General features: G+C 75.1%; 21 protein-coding genes. 5 read left to right on the forward strand and 16 right to left on the reverse strand.

The annotated features are described in order from the left end of the window. Window positions 1-20 precede the first annotated feature (20 nt). Complete coding sequence (rimI, locus tag ACFU5J_RS05720) at window positions 21-521, forward strand: ribosomal protein S18-alanine N-acetyltransferase (protein WP_430578128.1); 501 nt, start codon at window positions 21-23, stop codon at window positions 519-521. Next, window positions 518-1,426, forward strand: a complete 909-nt coding sequence (locus tag ACFU5J_RS05725) for a sulfurtransferase (RefSeq protein ID WP_430578073.1) — start codon at window positions 518-520, stop codon at window positions 1,424-1,426. The genes rimI and ACFU5J_RS05725 overlap by 4 nt, the downstream gene beginning before the upstream one ends. Before the next feature lie 90 nt (window positions 1,427-1,516). Here ACFU5J_RS05725 and ACFU5J_RS05730 read toward each other — a convergent pair whose 3' ends face one another. Next, a complete protein-coding gene (locus ACFU5J_RS05730; RefSeq protein ID WP_430578074.1) occupies window positions 1,517-2,140 on the reverse strand; it encodes a malonic semialdehyde reductase in 624 nt (207 codons plus the stop codon). A 77-nt stretch (window positions 2,141-2,217) separates the two neighbouring features. Next, window positions 2,218-3,273 carry a substrate-binding domain-containing protein gene (locus ACFU5J_RS05735; protein ID WP_430578075.1) on the reverse strand — a complete coding sequence of 352 codons (1,056 nt, stop codon included), beginning with the start codon at window positions 3,271-3,273 and terminating at the stop codon, window positions 2,218-2,220. Window positions 3,274-3,359: 86 nt separating this feature from the next. Here ACFU5J_RS05735 and ACFU5J_RS05740 point away from each other — a divergent pair, with 86 nt between their 5' ends. Further along, window positions 3,360-3,764, forward strand: a complete 405-nt coding sequence (locus ACFU5J_RS05740) for a MarR family transcriptional regulator (protein WP_430578076.1) — start codon at window positions 3,360-3,362, stop codon at window positions 3,762-3,764. Here the strand turns inward: ACFU5J_RS05740 and ACFU5J_RS05745 are convergent. The 12 genes from ACFU5J_RS05745 to urtA form a co-directional block, all read right to left on the reverse strand. Next, window positions 3,705-4,688, reverse strand: coding sequence for a HoxN/HupN/NixA family nickel/cobalt transporter (locus ACFU5J_RS05745; protein WP_430578077.1), 984 nt, complete (start codon window positions 4,686-4,688; stop codon window positions 3,705-3,707). The genes ACFU5J_RS05740 and ACFU5J_RS05745 overlap by 60 nt on opposite strands. Beyond that, window positions 4,685-5,446, reverse strand: coding sequence for an urease accessory protein UreD (locus ACFU5J_RS05750; RefSeq protein WP_430578078.1), 762 nt, complete (start codon window positions 5,444-5,446; stop codon window positions 4,685-4,687). Before ACFU5J_RS05750 ends, ACFU5J_RS05745 begins: the two co-directional genes overlap by 4 nt. Window position 5,447: 1 nt before the next feature. Further along, window positions 5,448-6,224, reverse strand: a complete 777-nt coding sequence (gene ureG / locus ACFU5J_RS05755) for an urease accessory protein UreG (protein WP_430574632.1) — start codon at window positions 6,222-6,224, stop codon at window positions 5,448-5,450. Then, window positions 6,217-6,981: an urease accessory protein UreF gene (locus ACFU5J_RS05760; RefSeq protein WP_430578079.1), complete on the reverse strand. Its 765-nt coding sequence runs from the start codon at window positions 6,979-6,981 to the stop codon at window positions 6,217-6,219. Before ACFU5J_RS05760 ends, ureG begins: the two co-directional genes overlap by 8 nt. Before the next feature lie 5 nt (window positions 6,982-6,986). Next, window positions 6,987-8,690 carry an urease subunit alpha gene (locus tag ACFU5J_RS05765; protein ID WP_430578080.1) on the reverse strand — a complete coding sequence of 568 codons (1,704 nt, stop codon included), beginning with the start codon at window positions 8,688-8,690 and terminating at the stop codon, window positions 6,987-6,989. Beyond that, on the reverse strand, window positions 8,690-9,064 hold the full coding sequence (gene ureB, locus ACFU5J_RS05770) for an urease subunit beta (RefSeq protein WP_430578081.1): 375 nt from the start codon (window positions 9,062-9,064) through the stop codon (window positions 8,690-8,692). Before ureB ends, ACFU5J_RS05765 begins: the two co-directional genes overlap by 1 nt. Window positions 9,065-9,092: 28 nt before the next feature. After that, window positions 9,093-9,395 carry an urease subunit gamma gene (locus tag ACFU5J_RS05775; RefSeq protein WP_430578082.1) on the reverse strand — a complete coding sequence of 101 codons (303 nt, stop codon included), beginning with the start codon at window positions 9,393-9,395 and terminating at the stop codon, window positions 9,093-9,095. Between the two features lie 79 nt (window positions 9,396-9,474). Further along, window positions 9,475-10,176, reverse strand: coding sequence for an ATP-binding cassette domain-containing protein (locus ACFU5J_RS05780; RefSeq protein WP_430574637.1), 702 nt, complete (start codon window positions 10,174-10,176; stop codon window positions 9,475-9,477). After that, complete coding sequence (gene urtD, locus ACFU5J_RS05785; RefSeq protein WP_430578083.1) at window positions 10,173-11,033, reverse strand: urea ABC transporter ATP-binding protein UrtD; 861 nt, start codon at window positions 11,031-11,033, stop codon at window positions 10,173-10,175. Before urtD ends, ACFU5J_RS05780 begins: the two co-directional genes overlap by 4 nt. Next, the gene (urtC, locus tag ACFU5J_RS05790; protein ID WP_430578084.1) at window positions 11,030-12,181 is read right to left on the reverse strand and encodes an urea ABC transporter permease subunit UrtC; all 1,152 of its coding nucleotides are present in this window, start codon (window positions 12,179-12,181) and stop codon (window positions 11,030-11,032) included. Before urtC ends, urtD begins: the two co-directional genes overlap by 4 nt. Next, on the reverse strand, window positions 12,178-13,062 hold the full coding sequence (gene urtB, locus ACFU5J_RS05795) for an urea ABC transporter permease subunit UrtB (RefSeq protein ID WP_430578085.1): 885 nt from the start codon (window positions 13,060-13,062) through the stop codon (window positions 12,178-12,180). The genes urtC and urtB overlap by 4 nt, the downstream gene beginning before the upstream one ends. A gap of 32 nt (window positions 13,063-13,094) precedes the next feature. Next, complete coding sequence (gene urtA, locus ACFU5J_RS05800) at window positions 13,095-14,387, reverse strand: urea ABC transporter substrate-binding protein (protein ID WP_430574641.1); 1,293 nt, start codon at window positions 14,385-14,387, stop codon at window positions 13,095-13,097. A gap of 136 nt (window positions 14,388-14,523) precedes the next feature. Here urtA and tsaD point away from each other — a divergent pair, with 136 nt between their 5' ends. After that, the gene (gene tsaD, locus ACFU5J_RS05805) at window positions 14,524-15,573 is read left to right on the forward strand and encodes a tRNA (adenosine(37)-N6)-threonylcarbamoyltransferase complex transferase subunit TsaD (RefSeq protein ID WP_430578086.1); all 1,050 of its coding nucleotides are present in this window, start codon (window positions 14,524-14,526) and stop codon (window positions 15,571-15,573) included. Between the two features lie 58 nt (window positions 15,574-15,631). After that, window positions 15,632-16,588, forward strand: coding sequence for a methyltransferase domain-containing protein (locus tag ACFU5J_RS05810; RefSeq protein ID WP_430574643.1), 957 nt, complete (start codon window positions 15,632-15,634; stop codon window positions 16,586-16,588). A gap of 12 nt (window positions 16,589-16,600) precedes the next feature. Here ACFU5J_RS05810 and ACFU5J_RS05815 read toward each other — a convergent pair whose 3' ends face one another. Together ACFU5J_RS05815 and ACFU5J_RS05820 are read right to left on the reverse strand one after the other, a co-directional pair. Then, window positions 16,601-17,749 (reverse strand): glutamate--cysteine ligase, encoded by a 1,149-nt coding sequence (locus ACFU5J_RS05815; protein ID WP_430578087.1) that lies wholly within the window; start codon window positions 17,747-17,749, stop codon window positions 16,601-16,603. Window positions 17,750-17,803: 54 nt separating this feature from the next. Then, entirely contained in the window at window positions 17,804-19,027 is a 1,224-nt protein-coding gene (locus tag ACFU5J_RS05820; protein ID WP_430578088.1) for an SAM-dependent methyltransferase, read from the reverse strand. Window positions 19,028-19,072: the final 45 nt, after the last annotated feature.

Below are 19,072 nucleotides of genomic sequence, written 5' to 3' on the forward strand. Positions count from 1 at the left end.
TGCCGCGCGTCGTGCAGCACGTGTACGCGCCGTCCTGCCGCCTGCGGCCGCTGCGCAGCACCGACTTCGACCGGGTGCTGCAGCTGGAGCGGGTGCTGTTCGGCGCCGGGGCGTGGACGTACGGCATGCTCACCGACGAGCTGGCCGGCCTCGGCCGCTGGTACCTCGTCGCCGAGCCCACGGGGACCGACGCCGTGGCCGTGTACGGCGCCGGGCCGAAGCCCGTGGTGGGGTACGCGGGGCTCTGGTTCGACGGCGACGTCGCGCAGGTCATGACCATCGGCGTGGACCCGCTCTACCAGCGGCACGGCGTCGGCCGCGCGCTGCTGGAGGCGCTCGTGGAGCGCGCGCGCACGCTGCGGGCGAGCGCCGTCCTGCTCGAGGTGCGCGTGGACAACGACCCGGCGCTGGCCCTGTACGAGCGGCTCGGCTTCGAGCGGATCGGGCTGCGCAAGCGGTACTACCAGCCGGAGGACAAGGACGCCTTCACCATGCGCCTGGACCTGGGGAGCGCCTCGTGAGCGCCGACGGGACGCCCCGCGCGCGGGTGCTCGTCTCCGTCGCCGAGCTCGCCGCGGACCTGCGCCTCAGCCCCGGGCCGGACCCGGCGGACGGGGCGCCCGTGCTCCTCGACGTGCGCTGGGCGCTCGGCATGACCGACGGCCGCGAGCGCTACCTCGAGGGCCACCTGCCCGACGCCGTCTACGTGGACCTGGAGTCGGAGCTGGCGGCCGAGCCGTCGCCGGAGGAGGGCCGGCACCCGCTGCCCTCGGCGTCGTCGTTCCAGCGCAGCGCGCGGGCCTGGGGTCTGCGCGACGGGTCGCGCGTGGTCGTCTACGACACGGTGGGCGGGCTGTCCGCGGCACGCGCCTGGTGGCTGCTGCGCTTCTTCGGCGTCGACGACGTGCGCATCCTCGACGGCGGCCTGCCGGCCTGGGTGCGCGCGGGCTACGCGCTGGAGAGCGGCGACGTCGTGCACGCGCCCGGCGACCTCGTGGTGCGCCCGGGCCACCTGCCCGTGCTCGACGCCGACGACGCGGGGGAGCTGGCGGAGACGGGCACGCTCCTGGACGCCCGCGCCGCCGAGCGGTACCGGGGCGACACGGAGCCGGTCGACCCGCGCGCCGGGCACGTCCCCGGCGCCGTCGGCGCGCCGACCGCGGCGAACCTGGGCGACGACGGCACGTTCCTCGACGACGAGGCGCTGGAGGCGCGGTTCGCCGACCTCGGCCTGAGCGCGGCGGGCGCCGGTGGCGACGACGACGACGTGCTGTCCGTGGGCGTGTACTGCGGCTCCGGCGTGACGGCGGCGCACGAGATCGCGGCCCTGGCGTGCGCGGGCATCCCGGCGGCGCTGTACCCCGGGTCCTGGTCGCAGTGGTCGAACGACGACACCCGGTCCGCGGCGGTGGGCGACCGCCCGTAGCCGTCCGCGGGCTCCTCGGGCCCCTCCGGACACGGGTCGAGCCCGCCGGGACGGATCTCGACGGGCTCGACCGTGGTGCGGGGCGGCGGGTCAGAGGACCTGCGCGACCTCGTCGAAGGACAGGCGCGGGGCGCGCGGGTACGGGGAGCCCTCGCCCTCGGCGTGGCCGACGTTGATGACGAGGAACGACTTCCATCCGGACTCGCCGAAGAACTCGGTGTCCACGCCGGCGAAGTCCATGCCGTTCATCGGGCCGGCGGCGAGGCCGGCGGCGCGCAGGCCGACGATGAGGTACCCGGCCTGGATGAGGGCGTTGTTGCGGGCCATCTGCTCGCGGACGTCCGCGGCGGGCTCCAGCTGGTCCTTCATGCCCGGGTAGGCGGGGAACAGGGTGTCGAGGTGCTGGTGGAACGCCGGGTCGGCGGCGAGCACGAGCGAGACGGGCGCGTTGGCGACGCGGTCCTTGTTGTTGCCGCCCATGTGGGCCACGAGGCGCTCGCGCGCCTCGCCGGAGCGCAGCACGAGCACGCGCAGCGGCAGCGTGTTCATCGCGGTGGGCCCGAACTTGGCGAGGTCCCAGGCGGAGGTGAGCTGCTCGTCGGTGACGGGCTCGTCGGTCCACAGGGAGGTGGTACGGGCGGCGCGGAACAGGAGGTCCGCCACGTCGTCGCCGACGGCGAGGGGCGTAGTCGGCTGCGTCAGGGTCTCGGTCATGGTTGCCTCAACCGATAGATGCAGACGCATGATTCCGGCCGGCGCCGTGACGTGCCCCACACCGATCCCGCCGCAGGTCAGAGCGCGGTGAGCGGCTCGAAGTCGTACCCGTCGGCGCGCGCCAGGTAGAGCCGCTGCTCGGCGTGGTTGCCGCGGAACCGGACGAGGCCGCGCGGCCCCTCGTACGCCAGGCCGTCGACCGAGCGGTCGGTCGCGGCGACGGCGGCGCTGCCCGCGTGCTCGACGATGGAGCGCAGCGCGAGGATCCCCTCGTAGCAGGCCTCCGCGGCGGCGCCCACGGCCGGGGCGTGCAGCCCGTGGTGCGCGGTGTACCGCCCCACGAGGTCGAGGGCCTCGCCGGTGGCCAGGCTGCGGAACCAGCCGCCCGCGGAGTACAGGTTCGCGGTGGCGGCGGCCCCGCTGCCCATGAGCATGTTCTCCTCCATGAGCGTGCTGAGCCGCACCACCCGCTCGTGCAGGCCGCGCCGGGCGAACATGCGGTTGAACCGCACCCCGTTCTGCCCGACCATCAGCAGCAGCACGCCCTCGGCGCCCGAGAGCTCGACCTCGTCGAGCGTGGCGCCGAGCTGCGCGGCGCTCGCGCCCTGCTCGGGCAGGAAGCGCGCGCCCGCGAACCCCGCGCCGAGGGCGGCGAGCTGCGGGGCCAGCGCGGCGTACGTGCCGCGCGGCCACGCGTAGTCGTCCCCGACGACGAACCACCGTCGCGCCCCCGTCTCCGCCCGCAGCCGGTCGATCGCGGGGAAGAGCTGCGCCGACGGCACCTCGCCGGTGACGTACAGGCCGGGCCGGGTCTCGGCTCCCTCGTAGGCCGCCGGGTACACGTACGGGACCCGGCGCTGCACCAGCGGCACGACGGCGTTCCGCACCGCCGACGTGTGCCAGCCGGTGAGGCCGTGCAGCCGCCCGGCGTCGAGGGTGGCGCCGAGCCGTTGCCGCAGCCGGGGCAGCGGCTGTCCCGCGTCGAGCAGCTCGGCGCGCACCGGGCGCCCGAGGATGCCGCCCGTGGCGTTGAGCTCGGCGACCGCGAGTTCCGTGACGGCCTGGCACGAGGGGCCGTAGATCCCGCCCGGCCCCTGGAAGTGCAGCAGGACGCCGACGACGAAGTCCGACATGACGTCCCGTCCGCGCGAGGGGCACGTGTCCGGGCCCCGGCCTGTGATGGCCGGTAGTGTACGAGCACGGGAGAAGGCGGGTCAGCATGCGGACGGCAGCAGGTGCGGGCACCACGACGATCACCGGCGCGGCCGCGCCCGCGGAGCTGCTGCGCGAGTCCGTGCTCGCCGGCCGCAGGGCCGCCCGGAGCGCCGCCGAGATCCTGGCGGGCGCCGGCTGCACCGTGGACGAGTGGCTCGTGCTGGACGCGCTGGGGCGCCGGCCGGGGGCCACGATGTCCGAGCTCAGGTCGGCCACCGTCATGGACAAGGCGACGCTCGGCCGCCGCGTCGACGCCCTCGTCACCCGGGCGCTGGTGTTCCGCGAGGTGGACGCCTTCGACCGGCGCGTGATCCGGGTCCACCTGTCGTCCCGCGGCCGGGACCTGCTGTCAGGCCTCGGCGCGCGGCTGGCGCAGGCAGAGCAGCCCGACCACCCAGGCGACGAGTAGCACCCCGGCGAGCACCAGGCCGTACGGCTCGAGGCCGACGGACGCGCCCGGGACGTGGGCGAGCGCCGGCAGGTGCTCGGCGGCCACCTGCAGCAGCGTCACCCCGCCGATGCCCACCGCCGCGGCCGCGGACACGCCGGTGACGAGCACGTCGTAGCGCAGGCGGCCGCGGCCCGGGGCGCCGGTCCCCGCCTGGGCGTACGCCCGGCGCGCGGCCGAGCCCTGGACCGAGTCGAGCAGCGACATCCCGGCGGCGAACAGGACGGCCAGGGGCAGCGGCGCGTACCAGGGCACCTGCCCGAGCGCGGCCGACGCGGTCATCGCGAGCAGCCCGATCTCCGTCGCCGTGTCGAAGCCGAGCCCGAAGACGAGGCCCACGCCGTACATCCGGCCCGGGCGGTCGGTGGCCCAGGAGAACCGGTGCACCGCCCAGGCGACCGGGCCGCCGGCGGGCCCGTGGTCGTGGGCGGCGCCGGGCCCGCCGGAGCGGGCGGCGCGCAGGGCGCGTCGGAGCAGGAGCACGTTCACCACGGCGATGGTCAGCAGGAACGTGCCCGACACCACCGGCCCCCACACGCCGGTGAACCGGCGCCAGGGCGAGGACTCGTCCTCCAGCGCCGGCGCCAGCGCCTGCACGCCGACGGCGAGGAGCACCGCGGCCCCCACGACCACCGTCGAGTGACCGAGCGAGAACCACAGGCCCACCCCGCGCGCGTCGCGCCCCTCGCGCACCAGGCGGCGCGTCGTGTTGTCGATCGTGGCGATGTGGTCGGCGTCGAAGGCGTGCCGCAGCCCCAGCCCGTACGCGGTGAGCGCCATGACGAGGGTGATCGACCCGGCGCCCCCGTCGAGGACGAGGGTCGCGGCGAGGCCGCCGATCCCCACGACGTGCAGGGCGGCGACGACGAGGGCGGTGCGGGTCATGCTGTCTCCAGGGGTCGGACGGTCGGCGCGGTGCCGGACCGGTACGGGTGAGACCGGTGCAACGGGCTGAGATGAGCGGCGGCGCCGAGCCATCGCGTCAGGACGCCGCCGCGCTCCAGGCGCAGCGTGACGGCGCCGTCGGGGGCGGCGCCGACCGCGGGGACCTCGGGCTCGTCCTCCGGGGCGCCGTGCAGCTCGGTGAGCGTGTCGATCACGCGCTCCCCGCCGAGCACCCCGGGCACGGGCCGGTCGCCGGCGGCCGCCACCTCCTCGACGAGCAGGGGGCCCTCGTCGTCGTGCACGGCGCTGCGCAGCACGACCCGGCCGCCGCGCTCCCCGTCGCGCCCCAGCACGACCGTCTCGCGCAGCGTCAGCCGGGCGCCGGGGCCGAGCGCGACGTCGGTCGAGCGGGTGACGTCGGCACCCGTCGAGACGACGAACGGGAGCCCGTGCCACGTGAGCCGGCTCCCGGCGCCGAGCCGCACGTCGACGTCCCAGCGGCAGGGCACGCCCTCGCCGTCGTACGCCACGGTGCCGCCGACGTCGGTCAGGGTGAGCGCGCACCCGTCGGCGACGCGCACGCGGACCGCCACGTGGTCGCCGCCGAGCAGCACGGCGCCGGTCGCGACCAGCGCCACCTCGGCGTGCGCCGTCCCGCGCGCGACGGTGCGCGCCGCGAGCAGGTCGTCCCGCGTGCGCACGCGCACCGGCGCGCCGGGCACGGCGCCGCGGTCGACCTCGACGAGGGTGAGGCGCACGTCAGCGCGCGTGCTCGTGGTCGTGCGCGTGCGCCCCGTCGCCGCCCTCGTGGCTGTGCAGCACGCCCTCGCCGTCGGCGTCGGCGTGGAAGTGCGGCGCCATCGGGCCCGGGTCCTGCGCCACGTGGACGCCGTCGCGGAACCGGTCCAGGACGCCGAGCAGCCAGGCCCGCAGGGCGGCGACGGACGCGGCGTCCGTGCGGGACAGCGCGACGACGTCCCGCCCCTCGCGGGCGGCCGTCGCGTCGGCGACCATCCGCTCGACGTCCACGCCCACGTAGGGCGCGAGGTCGGTCTTGTTCACCACGAGCAGGTCGGCGCGGCCGATGCCGGGCCCGCCCTTGCGGGCGACGTCGCCGCCGCCCGCGACGTCGAGCACGAAGATCTGCGCGTCGACGAGGGCGGGGGAGAACGTCGCGGTGAGGTTGTCCCCGCCGGACTCGATCACGACCAGGTCGAGCGGGGCGAAGTCCCGCTCGAGGTCCTCGGCCGCGAGCAGGTTGGCGGTGACGTCGTCGCGGATGGCGGTGTGCGGGCAGGCGCCCGTCTCGACGGCGCGGATGCGCTCGGGGTCCAGCACCCCGGCGGACCGCAGGAACCGCGCGTCCTCGTCGGTGTAGATGTCGTTGGTGATGACGCCGATCCGCAGCTCGTCCGCCAGCGCGCGGCACACCGTCGCGATGAGGGAGGACTTGCCGACGCCGACGGGGCCGGCGACGCCGAGGCGCAGGGCACGGGCGGGGGCGGCGGGGATCACGGGGGGAGCGGTCTCAGGCACGGAACAACCTCTGGGTCTGGCGGGCGTGGGCCTCGGCCCACCCCTCGGTCAACGGGGCACCGGAGGCCGGGACGGACTCCGGGGTGGCGCACGCCGCCACGCGGAGCACGTGCTCCTCCGCGGCGGCGCACGCGTCGAGGACCCACCGCGCGGGGGCGAGCGGGTCCAGCGGCTCGAGCTTGAGCAGGGCCGACGCCGCGGTCTGGGCGTCGTCGTAGACGGTCAGGCGCACCACGTCCTCGGGCGGCAGGCCCGCCGCCGCGGCGATCGCGCCGAGGACGACGGCGCGCGGCACGGTGCCCGTCCCGCGCGCCGTCTCGTAGGAGACGGCGGCGCGCACGGCCGCGCTGCCGGGCCACAGCGCGCGGGCCACGCGCAGGTAGCCGCGGCCGAGCAGCCGGGACGCGTCCCGCAGCGCGCGCGACGGCGTCCGCGCGGCCCAGGCGCGCACCACCGCGTCGAGGCGGTCCGCGGTCCCTGCCGTCCCGGCGGATCCGTCCCCGGGCGGCGGGGCGTCCGCGAGCAGCCGCGCGGCGACCACCGCGGTGCCGGCCTCGACCAGGCTGACCGTGGTGGCCCGCCCCACCATCCACGCGGGGACGTCGGCGGGGGTCAGGCCGCCGCGCAGCGCGGGCTCCAGGCTCGCGGAGTGGGCGTGCCCGCCGCCGGGCAGGCGCGCGTCGGCGAGCAGCAGCGCCACCGTCACTGGGTGCGGCGTCGCGCGCTCGGGGGCCCTGGTCGGGCTGTCGGGGCTCATCGGCGTCAGAACATCGAGTAGAGCTGGGCGAGGGGCAGCCGGACGGCGGGGGCGGGCTCCACGAGGTCGCCGTCCACGCGGATCTCGAACGTGTCCGGCCGGATGTCGATGGCCGGGAGGGCGTCGTTGTTGCGCATGTCGGCCTTGGTGAGGCCCCGCGTCGAGGCGATCGGGGCGAGCTCGCGGCGCAGGCCCAGCCGCCCCGCGAGGCCGTCGTCGATCGCGGCCGGCGCGACGAAGGCGAGCGAGAGGTCCGCGCCCACCGCGTCGCCGAAGGCGGGCCGCTGGAGCACCGGCTGCGGGGTGGGGATCGACGCGTTCGGGTCGCCGAGCGCGGCCCAGGCGATGACCCCGCCCTTGAGCACCACCTCCGGCCGGAACCCGAAGAACCGCGGGTCCCACAGCACGAGGTCGGCCAGCTTGCCGGGCTCCACGGAGCCGATGTGCGCGTCCACGCCGTGCGCGACCGCCGGGTTGATCGTGTACTTCGCGACGTACCGCCGCGCCCGCTCGTTGTCCGCCGGCTCCGCGGCCGACAGGGGGCCGCGGCGGTGCTTCATCACGTGCGCCACCTGCCAGGTGCGGGTGATCACCTCGCCGATGCGCCCCATCGCCTGGGCGTCCGAGGACGTGATCGAGATCGCGCCCATGTCGTGCAGCACGTCCTCGGCGGCGATCGTCGTCGCGCGGATGCGGGACTCGGCGAACGCGAGGTCCTCGGGGATCGCCGGGTTGAGGTGGTGGCAGACCATGAGCATGTCCAGGTGCTCCGCCACGGTGTTCACCGTGTGCGGCAGCGTCGGGTTGGTCGACCCCGGCAGCACGTGCGGCAGGCTCGCGATGGTGAGGATGTCGGGGGCGTGCCCGCCGCCGGCGCCCTCCACGTGGTACGCGTGGATGCCGCGCCCGTCGATCGCGTCGATCGTGGACCGCACGAAGCCGGCCTCGTTGAGGGAGTCGGAGTGCAGGGCCACCTGCAGGCCCCACTCGTCCGCGGCCCGGAGTGCGGCGTCGAGCGCCGCGGGCGTGGACCCCCAGTCCTCGTGCACCTTGTAGCTCGCCGCCCCGGCGAGCGCCTGCTCGGCCAGCGACGCGGCGCTCACCGTGTTGCCCTTGCCCAGCAGCAGCACGTTGAGCGGCAGGGCGTCGAGCGCGCGCAGCATCGACCGCAGGTGCCAGGAGCTCGGCGTCACGGTGGTGGCCTTCGACCCCTCCGACGGGCCGGTGCCGCCGCCGGCGACCGTCGTGATGCCCGTGGCCAGGGCCTCGTGCAGGGCGGACGGCGACAGCAGGTGCACGTGCGGGTCGAAGCCACCGGCCGTGAGGATCCTGCCCTCGCCCGAGATCACGTCGGTGGACGGGCCGATCACGAGGTCCGGGTGCACGCCGTCCGCGACGTCCGGGTTGCCGGCGCGGCCCAGCGCGACGATCCGCCCGTCGCGCAGCCCCACGTCGGCCCGCACCACGCCCCACCAGTCGAGCACCACGGCGCCGGTGATCACCGTGTCGAGGGCGCCCTCGGCCCGGGTGCGGGTGGACTGCGCCATCGACTCCCGGATCGACTTGCCACCGCCGAAGACCGCCTCCTCGCCGCCCACCGTGCAGTCCTCGGTGACCTCGATCCACAGGTCGGTGTCGCCGAGGCGCACCTGGTCCCCGACGGTCGGCCCGTACAGGGCCGCGTAGCGCTCGCGGTCGATCCAGACCATCAGTCCTCCTGCTCCGTGTCCTGCTCGTGCCGGACGGCGCCGAGCGCGCCGCCGTCGTGCTTGCCGCGCTGGATGCCGGGGACCCTCCGCGCCCCGCGGATCGTCACGGCGTCCACCTCGCGGCTCACCCCGGGCTCGAACCGCTGCGAGGTGCCCGACGGCACGTCGAGCCGGAAGCCGTGGGCGGCCGCGCGGTCGAACCGCAGCGCGGTGTTGGCGTCGGGCAGGTGCACGTGCGAGCCCACCTGCACGGGCCGGTCGCCGGTGTTCTCGACGACGAGGCGCAGCCGTTCGTGGGCGGGGCGGGCGTTGAGCTCGATCCGGCCGGGGGCGACGCGGATCGCGCCCGGGCCGGCGGACGGGGCAGCGGACACGGGTCCTCCTTGCAGGTCGGGTCGGGGCTCAGGGGACCGGGTGGTGCAGGGTGACGAGCTTGCGCCCGTCCGGGAACGTGGCCTCGACCTGCACGTCGGTGAGCAGCTCGGGGACGCCGTCCATCACCTGCTCGCGGCCCAGCACCTCGCGGCCGGTCCGCATGAGCGTCGCGACGTCGGCGCCCTCCCGGGCGCGCTCGATCACCCAGCACGCCAGCAGCGCGACGGACTCCGGGTGGTTGAGGCGCACGCCGCGGTCGAGCCGGTCGCGCGCCACCATGCCCGCGACGGCGAGCAGCAGCTTCTCGGTGTCGGCGGGGGTCAGGTGCACGGTGCGTCCTCCGGACGGGTGGTGGGCGGGGTCGCCGCTCGGCTCGCTGCTCGGCTGGCTCCTCGGGTCACGTCCCGGGTCACAGGGCCATCGCCTCCCGGGCACCGGCGACGGCCGCCGCCCCGCCGCCCGAGCCCCGGCGCGTCACGCGGCCGGAGGCGAGCACGGCGTACTCGGCCGCGTGCTCCACGGCGAAGCCGAGGTGCTGCTCGACGAGCAGCGCCGACAGCCCGCCCGAGCCCGTCAGCGTCGTGATCGCGGCGTAGATCTCGCTCACGACGTTCGGCTGGATGCCCTCGGCCGGCTCGTCGAGCACCAGCAGCCGCGGCCCGGTGACCAGGGCGCGGGCGATGGCGAGCTGCTGGCGCTGGCCGCCGGAGAGCAGGCCCGCCTGCCGGCCCAGCAGCTCGCGCAGCGCGGGGAACAGGTCGAGCGCGTCGTCCGTGCGCCGGCGCCCGGCGGCGCCGTGGGCGTCCGCGACCACCTGGAGGTTCTCGCGCGCGGTGAGCTGGCCGAACGACTGCTGGCCCTGCGGGACGTACGCGATCCCCGCCCGGACCCGGCGGTGCGTGGGCAGGCGGGTGACGTCCTCGCCGGCGAGGCGCACCGTCCCGGCCCGCGCCGGCAGCAGGCCCAGCACCGCCTTGAGGAGCGTCGTCTTGCCCGCCCCGTTGTGGCCGAGGACGGCGGTCAGCGCCCCGTCGCCCACGGCGAGGTCGACGTCGTGCACCACGACCGTGCGGCCGTACCCGGTGCTCAGACCGCTCAGCTCGAGCATCATGCGCCCGCCTCCGTCCCTGTGGTGGTCGCGCCCGCCGTGTCGACGGTCGGGGCGCCGAGGTACACCTCGACGACGGCCGGGTCCTGCTGCACCTCGGCGACGGTCCCCTCGGCGAGGACGCGGCCCTGGTGCATGACGGTCACGGAGTCGGCGTACGCGCGCAGGAACTCCATGTCGTGCTCGACGACCACGACGACGCGCTGCGAGCCGACCCGGCGCAACAGCTCCCCGGTCTCCTCGCGCTCCGCCTGCGTCATGCCGGCCACCGGCTCGTCGAGCAGCAGCAGGTGCGCGTCCTGCACCAGCAGCATCCCGATCTCCAGCCACTGCTTCTGACCGTGGGCGAGGACGCCGGCCGGGACGTCGCGCAGCGCGGCGAGCCCGACGGTCTCCATCGCCTGCTCCACGGCCTCGGGCGGGGCGCCGCGCCGCCGGAGCATCGTCGCCGGGCCGCGGCGGGCGCCCGCGGCGACGTCGAGGTTCTGCAGCACGGTGAGCTCCTCGAACACGCTCGCCGTCTGGAAGGTGCGGCCCACCCCGGTGCGCGCGACCCGGTGGGTGGCGCGGCCCAGCAGCTCGGCGCCGCCGAACCGCGCGGAGCCCGCCGCGGCGCGCACCAGGCCGGTGACGGCGTCGATGAGGGTCGTCTTGCCGGCGCCGTTGGGCCCGATGAGGAACCGCAGGTCGCCCTGCGTCACCGTGAGGTCGACGTCGCGGACGGCCACGAAGCCGCCGAACTCGACCCGCAGGCCGCGCACCTCGAGGTAGTCGTGCCGGAACCGGGCCGTGTCGTCGCCCAGCAGCGCCTCCGCGGCGGCGAGGTCGATCTCGGGCGTGGTGGTCGGCTGCTCGCTCATGCGCGGCTCCCCTCGGGCACGAGGTCGGACGACGGGGCGTCGTCGGGCACGACGTCGCCGGGCCCACGGTCCCGGGCGCGGAGCCGGCGCCGCGCCGACGTCACGAGCGACGCGAGACCGCCCGGCAGGAACGCCACGACGAGGACGAACAGCGCGCCCTGCAGGTAGATCCAGCCCGACGGGAACTGCTCCGACATCGTGGTCTGCGCCCAGCTCACGGCGACGGAGCCGAGCACCGGCCCGAGCAGGGTGGCCCGGCCGCCGATGGCGACCCCGACGAGGAAGCCGATGGACGGCACGACGCCGACGTCGGCGGGGGACACGATGCCGACGATCGGCACGAAGAGCGCCCCGCCGACGGCGGCCATCACGGCCGCGACCACGTAGACGACGGTCTTGACCGCGGCCGGGTCGTAGCCGAGGAACCGCACGCGGTCCTCCTGGTCGCGCACGGCGACGAGCACCTCGCCGAACCGGGACACCATGAGCTGCCGGGCCACGGCGACCATGACGAGCAGCACCCCGGCGGCGATGAGGTAGAGCATGCGCTGGTTGACCGGGTCCGCGAGGTCGTAGCCGAAGAACGACCGGAACCCGTTGAGCCCGTTGGTGCCGCCGGTGGTCTGCTGCTGCCCGATCAGGAGGATGGCGAAGGCGGCGGCGAGCGCCTGCGACAGGATCGCGAAGTACGCCCCGCGCACCCGGCGCGTGAAGACCGCCCAGCCGAGCACGGCGGCCAGGGCCGCCGGCAGCAGCAGGACCAGGGCGACCGCGACGACCGGCGAGCGCAGCGGCTCCCACCAGCCGGGCAGCTCGCCCGTGCCGTACAGCAGCATGAAGTCGGGCACCCCGCCGGGCCCGGCGTCGGCCAGCTTGAGGTGCATCGCCATGAGGTAGGCGCCCAGGCCGAAGTAGACGCCCTGCCCGAGGGTGAGCAGGCCGCCGCGGCCCCAGGCCAGGCCGATCCCGACGGCCACCATCGCGAGGCAGAGGAACTTGCCCAGCAGACCGAGCCGGAACGGGCTCAGGAGGACGGGGGCGACCGCGAGCAGCAGGACGGCGGCGAGGCCGAAGCCGGCCAGGGCGCGGGCGCGTCCGGAGCGGGTCAGGGCCGTGAGCCGGGACCGGGCGGGTGCGGGGGTGGTCATGCGAGGCTCCTGGTCCGGACCGAGACGAGGCCCTGGGGTCGTACCTGCAGGAACGCGACGATGACCACGAAGACGAGCACCTTCGCGACGGACGCCGTGGTGGAGAACTCGAAGAACGCCTGCAGCAGGCCGAGCGCGGTGGCCGCGATGACGGTCCCCTTGATCTGCCCGATGCCGCCCGCGACGACCACGAGGAACGCGTCGACGATGTAGCTGGTGCCGAGGGTCGGACCGACGGAGCCGAGCAGAGTGAGCGCGACCCCGGCCACCCCGGCGAGGCCGGAGCCGATGAAGAACGTCAGACGGTCGGTGGCGCGCGAGGAGATCCCCGACGCCTCGGCGAGGTCCCGGTGCTGCACGACGGCCCGGATCCGCCGCCCGAGCGGGGTGCCCCGCATGACGAGGGCCAGCGCGACGACGCAGACGACGGCGAGCGCGAGGATGAAGAGCCGGGTCTTCGGCAGCGCGAGGCCGCCGACGGCGACCGCGCCCGACAGCCAGCCGGGCGCGGCCACGTCGACGTTGGGGGCGCCGAACACGTCACGGGCCACCTGCTGCAGCAGCAGCGCGACGCCCCAGGTGACGAGCAGGGTGTCGAGCGGGCGCCGGTACATCCGGTGGATGAGCGTCGCCTCGAGCAGCAGCCCGAGCGCCCCGCCGACGACGAAGCCGAGCGGCAGCGACACGAGCAGGCTCGCGCCGGGGTCGCCGACGAGCCCCTGGATCACGAACGCCGTGTAGGCGCCCGCCATCATGAACTCGCCGTGGGCCATGTTGATCACGCCCATCTGACCGAAGGTCAGGGCGAGGCCCAGGGCCGCGAGCAGCAGCACGGAGCCGAGGCTCAGGCCCGCGAAGAGCTGGGAGAGGAGGGTGTCCATGTCGTGTCCGCCGTCGTGTCCGCCGCGCCGGGTCAGGAGAGCCCGTCGGCCCAGTCGTAGCCCTTGAGGAACGGGTCGGGCTCGATGGGCTCCTCGGAGCTCCACTCGGTGTGGATGAGGCCGTCGTCGCCGATGCGGCCGATGAGCGCCGTCTTGGCGACGTGGTGGTTCTCCCCGTCGACCACGACCGTGCCCTCGGGGGCGTCGAAGGTGACGCCGCCGGCCGCCTCCTGCACGTCCGCGACGTCGAAGGACCCGGCCTTCTCGACCATCGCCCTCCAGAGGTACAGCGACGTGTAGGCCGCCTCCATCGGGTCGGACGTCGGGCGGTCCTCGCCGTACTCGGCCTTGAACGCCTCGACGAACGCGTCGTTCTCGGGGCTGTCGACCGTCTGGTAGTAGTTCCAGGCGGTGAGCTGGCCCTCGACGTTGTCCACGCCGATGCCGCCCACCTCCTCCTCGGCGATGGACACCGACACGACGGGCATGTCGTCGGCCGACAGGCCGGCGTTGTTGTACTCCTTGAAGAACGCGACGTTGGAGTCGCCGTTGAGCGTGTTGAAGACGGCGTCCGCGCCGGCGGCCTTCACCTTGTTCACGATGGTGGAGAAGTCGGTGTGGCCGAGCGGCGCGTACTCCTCGCCGACGATCTCGATGCCGTGGGCGGCCGCGTAGGCGTTGATGATCTTGTTCGCCGTGCGCGGGAACACGTAGTCGGACCCGACGAGGAACAGGGACTTCGTGCCCTGCTCGGCGAGGTAGTCGAGAGCCGGCACGATCTGCTGGTTGGTCGTGGCGCCGGTGTAGAAGATGTTCGGCGACGACTCGAGGCCCTCGTACTGCACCGGGTAGAACAGCAGCGAGTCGTTCGCCTCGAACACGGGCAGCATCGCCTTGCGCGACGCGGAGGTCCAGCCGCCGAACACCGCCGCGACGCAGTCGCTGGTGATGAGCTTGGTGGCCTTCTCGGCGAAGACGGTCGGCTCGGACTGCCCGTCCTCGGAGACGATCTCGAGCTGCTTGCCCAGCACGCCGCCGTCGGCGTTGATCTCGGCGGCGGCCAGCTGGAGGGAGTCGTGCACCGTCTGCTCGGAGATCGCCATCGTGCCCGACAGCGAGTTGAGGAAGCCGATCTTGACCGCGTCGCCCGACGTGTCGACACAGCTCGCCGCGGCGGAGGACGAGGCGTCGCCACCCGCGGCGTCGACCCGGGACCCGCACGCGGAGAGGGCCGCGACGGCGAGGACGGCGAGCGCGGCGACGACAGGTCGGGTGGTGCCGGTGCGCGTGGTGCCCGTGGTGCCCGCGCTGCTTCGAGGACGCATGGTGCTCCGTTCGTGGCGGTGGCCCGAGGGCCCGGTTAGGTTCAGATGAACCCAAGTACGTCCACGTGTCCCCGCCGTGAGTTCGGCGTCACCATCGTGTTACGGCTGCCCCGGGCGCGGGTGCGATCATGGGGGCATGGCACACGGCGACCCCCTCGTCCTCGGTATCGAGACCTCCTGCGACGAGACGGGCGTCGCGCTCGTCCGCGGCGACGAGCTGCTGGTGGACGCCGTCGCCAGCTCCATGGACGAGCACGCGCGGTACGGCGGGATCATCCCGGAGGTCGCCAGCCGCGCCCACCTCGAGGCGATGGTCCCGACCATCACCCGGGCGCTGGGGGAGGCCGACGTCGACCTGTCCGAGATCGACGCCGTCGCCGTCACCGCGGGACCGGGCCTGGTCGGCCCCCTGACGATCGGCGCCTCCGCGGCGAAGGCGCTCGCGATCGGCCTGAACAAGCCGCTGTACGGCGTCAACCACGTCATCGGGCACGCCGCGGTCAACCAGCTCGTCGACGGCCCGTTCGACGGGCGCACGATGGCGCTGGTCGTCTCGGGCGGCCACAGCACCCTGATGCTCGTGGACGACATCGCGACCGGGGTGACGGAGCTCGGCTCCACCCTCGACGACGCGGCGGGGGAGGCGTTCGACAAGGTCGGCCGCCTGCTCGGCCTGCCGTACCCCGGCGGCCCGCACGTGGACCGCCTCGCGCGCGAGGGCGACCCCGAGGCCATCCGCTTCCCGCGCGGCCTCACGGCCGCCAAGGACCAGGAGAAGCACGCCTACGACTTCTCCTTCTCCGGCCTCAAGACCGCCGTGGCCCGCTGGATCGAGGCCTGCGTGGACTCCGGGCGCGAGGTGCCGGCGGCCGACGTCGCCGCGTCCTTCGCCGCGGCCGTGGCGGACGTGCTCACCGCCAAGACCATCGCCGCGTGCCGCCGGCACGACGTCGGCACGCTGGTCGTGGGTGGCGGGTTCTCCGCGAACAGCCAGCTGCGCGGCATGGCCGCCGAGCGGTGCGCGGAGGCCGGCATCGACCTGCGCATCCCGCCCATCCGGTACTGCACCGACAACGGCGCGATGATCGCCGCGCTCGGCTCCGCCGTCGTGCGCGCCGGGGCGGCGCCGTCGAACCTCGACTTCCCCGTCGACTCGTCGATGCCGATGACCACCATCACCGTCTGAACGGCTGCGCCGGAAAAGGTCTCGTCGCCGCGGGGGCGCGTCGGTAGCGTCGCGACCCGTGGACACCGCGCGCCCGAGCATCTACCAGCACCCGCTCGCCTACCTCGTCGGGCTCGAGGGGGTGGCGCTGATGCGGGCGTTCGCCGGCGAGCACGACCGGGCGTTCGTCGAGGCGCGGCTGGCCGACGTGCGCGCCCTGCTGGACGCGGCCGACCGGTTCGGCGACGGCCACGACGTGCCGCCGATCAGCACCCAGGACGGCTACCGGCACTGGGCCCCCCGCTACGACGGCCCGAACGGGTTCTGGGGGATGGAGGAGCCGCTCGTCCGGCCCCACCTGGAGCGGGCGGAGCCGGTCGTGGTGATCGACGCCGCGTGCGGCACGGGCCGGCACACGGAGTGGCTGGTGGAGCAGGGGCACGACGTGCTCGCGTTCGACTCCTCGCCCGACATGCTCGCGGTCGCCCGCGCGAAGGTGCCCGGCGCCCGGTTCGCGCAGGCCGACCTGTCCGCCCTGCCGGTGCCCGACGCCTCCGCGGACCTCGTGGTCGTCACGCTCGCCCTGTGCCACGTGCGGGACCTGGGCCCGGTGCTCGCCGAGCTGGCGCGCGTGCTGCGCCCCGGCGGCCGGCTCGTCGTCTCCGACACCCGCGGGTACTTCGTCGGGTCCCCGCTGTACCCGCTCGTCGAGGGCGCGGACGGCGAGTTCGGGTACATCCCGAACTGGCGGCACTCCACGAGCGAGTACCTGCAGGCGGCCCTGCCCGCGGGGCTCGTGCCGCGGTTCTGCCGCGAGTACGCCGGGGGCGGCGCGGACGACGTCGACGGCGGCCGCGAGTACACGGCGGCCGCGGACGCCGGCACCGGCGCGTTCGACCCGGCCGCCGATCTGGCGTTCGAGGACCCGACGAGGCCGCCGAACATCTGGGAGATGATGCCGTGGGTCGCCGCGGCCTCCCACGCGGCCTACTTCCGCGCGCCGGTGCTCATCGTGTGGGACTTCGAGAAGGCGTAGCGACCGGCGTCGTCAGGCCGCGGGCAGGGGCCGGCCCGCGTGCAGCTCGGCGACCAGCGACGCGACGACGGCCTCGAGCCCGTCCTGCCCGCCGCCGTGGGCGCGGGCCACGGCCCGCTGCCGCTGGTACGACGCGCCGGTGCGCACGATCTCCCGCACGCCGTCGAGCTCGGCGGCGCAGCCCAGCCGGTCCGCCACGGGTTCGAGGGTCGTGAGGAGGCGCGGGAGGGCGTCGGTGACGAGCTCCTCCTCCCCGGCGTCGTCGAGGATGATGATCGCGTCGGTGCCGTAGCGGGCGGCGCGCCACTTGTTCTCGTGCACGAACCACGGCGGCAGGGTGGGCAGGCGCCGGCCCTCGTCGAGCATCGTCGACAGGTGCTCCACGAGGCAGTGCACGAGCGCACCGAGCGCGGCCAGCTCGAGGGTGTTCGACGTGCCGTCGCAGATGCGCACCTCGACGGTGCCGAAGTGCGGGGCCGGGCGCACGTCCCAGCGCACCTCGGTGAAGTCGTCGATGACTCCGGTGTGCAGCATGTCGGCGACGTACCGCTCCAGCTCGGCCCAGCCGCCGAACTGGTACGGCAGCCCCGCCGTGGGGAGCTGCTGGAAGATCATCGTCCGCATCGAGGCGTAGCCGGTGTCGTCGCCCCCGAAGAACGGCGACGACGCGGACAGCACCTGCAGGTACGGCAGGTACACGAGCAGCGAGTTCACGATCGGCAGCACCTTGGCCCGGTCCTCGATGCCCACGTGCGCGTGCACGCCGTAGACGATCTGCTGGCGCCCCACGACCTGCGCCCGGTCGACGACGGTGGCGTACCGCTCCTTGTCGGTGACCTTCTGCTGCGACCAGTGCGCGAACGGGTGCGTGCCCGCGCCCATGAGGTCGACCCGCATCGGGCCGGTCGCGTCGTGGATCGCGGCGATCCCGCGCTCGAGGTCGGCGATCGCGTCGGGGACCGTGCGCCGCACGCCGCTGATCACCTCGACGGTGTTGCGGAGGAACTCGGGCTTGACGTAGCGGTGGCGCACGTCGTCCGCGACCGCCTCGATGACCGCGGGGGCCACCTGCCGCAGGTTGCCGGAGTCGGCGTCGACCAGCGCGAGCTCCCACTCGAGGCCGACGCTCGACCGGTCGGAGGCGGCAAATTCCAGCACCATGCGGGCAATGCTTCCACGCCCGGGCGCTCGGGCGCGCGTCGGTCCCGCGGGGTCTCAGCGCAGGGGCTCGACGACGAGGACGTGCTGCACCCCGCCGACGCGCGTGAGCACGAGCGTCGCCTCCGCGTCGCCCTTCGGCGAGAGCTGGGCGCGCAGCTGCTCCGGCGTGACCGCCGTGCCGCGCTTCTTGATCGTCAGGCGGCCGACGCCGCGCTCGCGCAGGTACGCCTTGAGGCGCTTGAGGTTGAACGGCATGACGTCGAGCACCCGGTACCCCGTCGCCACCGGAGCGGCTCCGGCGGCGGGCGGCGGCGCGGGCTGGTCGGTGGTGACGTACGCGATGGTCCGGTCGAGCAGGCGCCCGCCGAGCTCCTGGGCGGCGTGCGCGACCAGCCCGGCCCGGATGACGGCACCGTCCGGCTCGTACAGGTAGGCGCCGGCGGGCCCGACGTCGGGCACGAGGTCGGAGCCGTCGTCGTCGGTGCGCAGGGTGCGCGAGGCCGTCGCGCCGTCGCGCGTCGTGAGCACGAGGGCGGAGCGCCCGGGCCCGTCGGCCGCGAGCGGCCCGAACCACAGGCCCGCCTCGACGACGTCCCCGTCCACGGAGACCCACTGCGTCTCGGCGTCCGCGGGCAGGCCCTGGTGCGGGATGCCGGGCCCGACCTTGATGCCCAGCGCGGGGACCTGGTCGCGCAGCGCCCAGACGGCGTCGAGCGGGGGAGCGTAGGCGGCCGGGTCGAACACGCGCCGCCCGCCGCGGGTGCGCCGGGCCGGGTCGGCGTACACGCCGTCCACGCCCTCGGCGGCGAGGTCGAGCGCGAGCCCGTCGGTGTGCCGTACCTCCGCCTCGGGGAAGTGGCGCAGGTTCACGGTGGCGAGCGCGGCCGTCATCTCGTCGATGTCCGTGGCGAGCACCTGGAGGCCCACGCCCGCGAACGCGAGCGCGTCCGCGCCGATCCCGCTGGTGAGGTCGGCGACCTTCGAGACGCCGGCGGCGAGGTAGCGCCGCGCGTGCAGCGCCGCCACGACGAGGCGCGTCGCCTGCTCCACGCCGTCGGGCGTGAACAGCATCCCGTCCGCGAAGTCGCCGAGCTTGGCGCGGGCCTTGGCGCGCAGCCGCGACTGGGTGAGCGCGGCGGCGGCGAGGTCGGCGTCGACCCCCTCGGCGCGCAGCCGCGTGGCGAGCGCCATCGCCTGCTTCTCGTCGTACGGGGGGAGCGAGTTGAGCAGCGCCCACCCGTCCGGGCTCAGCAGCTTGCTCACGGAGGCGGCGTCCATCGGGCCATCGTCTCAGGCGCCGGCGGGAGGGAGTTCGCATGACGC

This window comes from Isoptericola sp. NPDC057559 (assembly GCF_042801555.1).
GTDB lineage: Bacteria > Actinomycetota > Actinomycetes > Actinomycetales > Cellulomonadaceae > Isoptericola.

What these genes read in the sequence shown, in the direction of transcription:
- ACFU5J_RS05730 (WP_430578074.1), bottom strand. Translation starts at nt 2,140, where the DNA reads ATGACCGAGACCCTGACGCAGCCGACTACGCCCCTCGCCGTCGGCGAC.
- ACFU5J_RS05735 (WP_430578075.1), bottom strand. Translation starts at nt 3,273, where the DNA reads ATGTCGGACTTCGTCGTCGGCGTCCTGCTGCACTTCCAGGGGCCGGGC.
- ACFU5J_RS05740 (WP_430578076.1), top strand. Translation starts at nt 3,360, where the DNA reads ATGCGGACGGCAGCAGGTGCGGGCACCACGACGATCACCGGCGCGGCC.
- ACFU5J_RS05745 (WP_430578077.1), bottom strand. Translation starts at nt 4,688, where the DNA reads ATGACCCGCACCGCCCTCGTCGTCGCCGCCCTGCACGTCGTGGGGATC.
- ACFU5J_RS05760 (WP_430578079.1), bottom strand. Translation starts at nt 6,981, where the DNA reads ATGAGCCCCGACAGCCCGACCAGGGCCCCCGAGCGCGCGACGCCGCAC.
- ACFU5J_RS05765 (WP_430578080.1), bottom strand. Translation starts at nt 8,690, where the DNA reads ATGGTCTGGATCGACCGCGAGCGCTACGCGGCCCTGTACGGGCCGACC.
- ACFU5J_RS05780 (WP_430574637.1), bottom strand. Translation starts at nt 10,176, where the DNA reads ATGATGCTCGAGCTGAGCGGTCTGAGCACCGGGTACGGCCGCACGGTC.
- urtD (WP_430578083.1), bottom strand. Translation starts at nt 11,033, where the DNA reads ATGAGCGAGCAGCCGACCACCACGCCCGAGATCGACCTCGCCGCCGCG.
- urtC (WP_430578084.1), bottom strand. Translation starts at nt 12,181, where the DNA reads ATGACCACCCCCGCACCCGCCCGGTCCCGGCTCACGGCCCTGACCCGC.
- urtB (WP_430578085.1), bottom strand. Translation starts at nt 13,062, where the DNA reads ATGGACACCCTCCTCTCCCAGCTCTTCGCGGGCCTGAGCCTCGGCTCC.
- urtA (WP_430574641.1), bottom strand. Translation starts at nt 14,387, where the DNA reads ATGCGTCCTCGAAGCAGCGCGGGCACCACGGGCACCACGCGCACCGGC.
- tsaD (WP_430578086.1), top strand. Translation starts at nt 14,524, where the DNA reads ATGGCACACGGCGACCCCCTCGTCCTCGGTATCGAGACCTCCTGCGAC.
- ACFU5J_RS05815 (WP_430578087.1), bottom strand. Translation starts at nt 17,749, where the DNA reads ATGGTGCTGGAATTTGCCGCCTCCGACCGGTCGAGCGTCGGCCTCGAG.
- ACFU5J_RS05820 (WP_430578088.1), bottom strand. Translation starts at nt 19,027, where the DNA reads ATGGACGCCGCCTCCGTGAGCAAGCTGCTGAGCCCGGACGGGTGGGCG.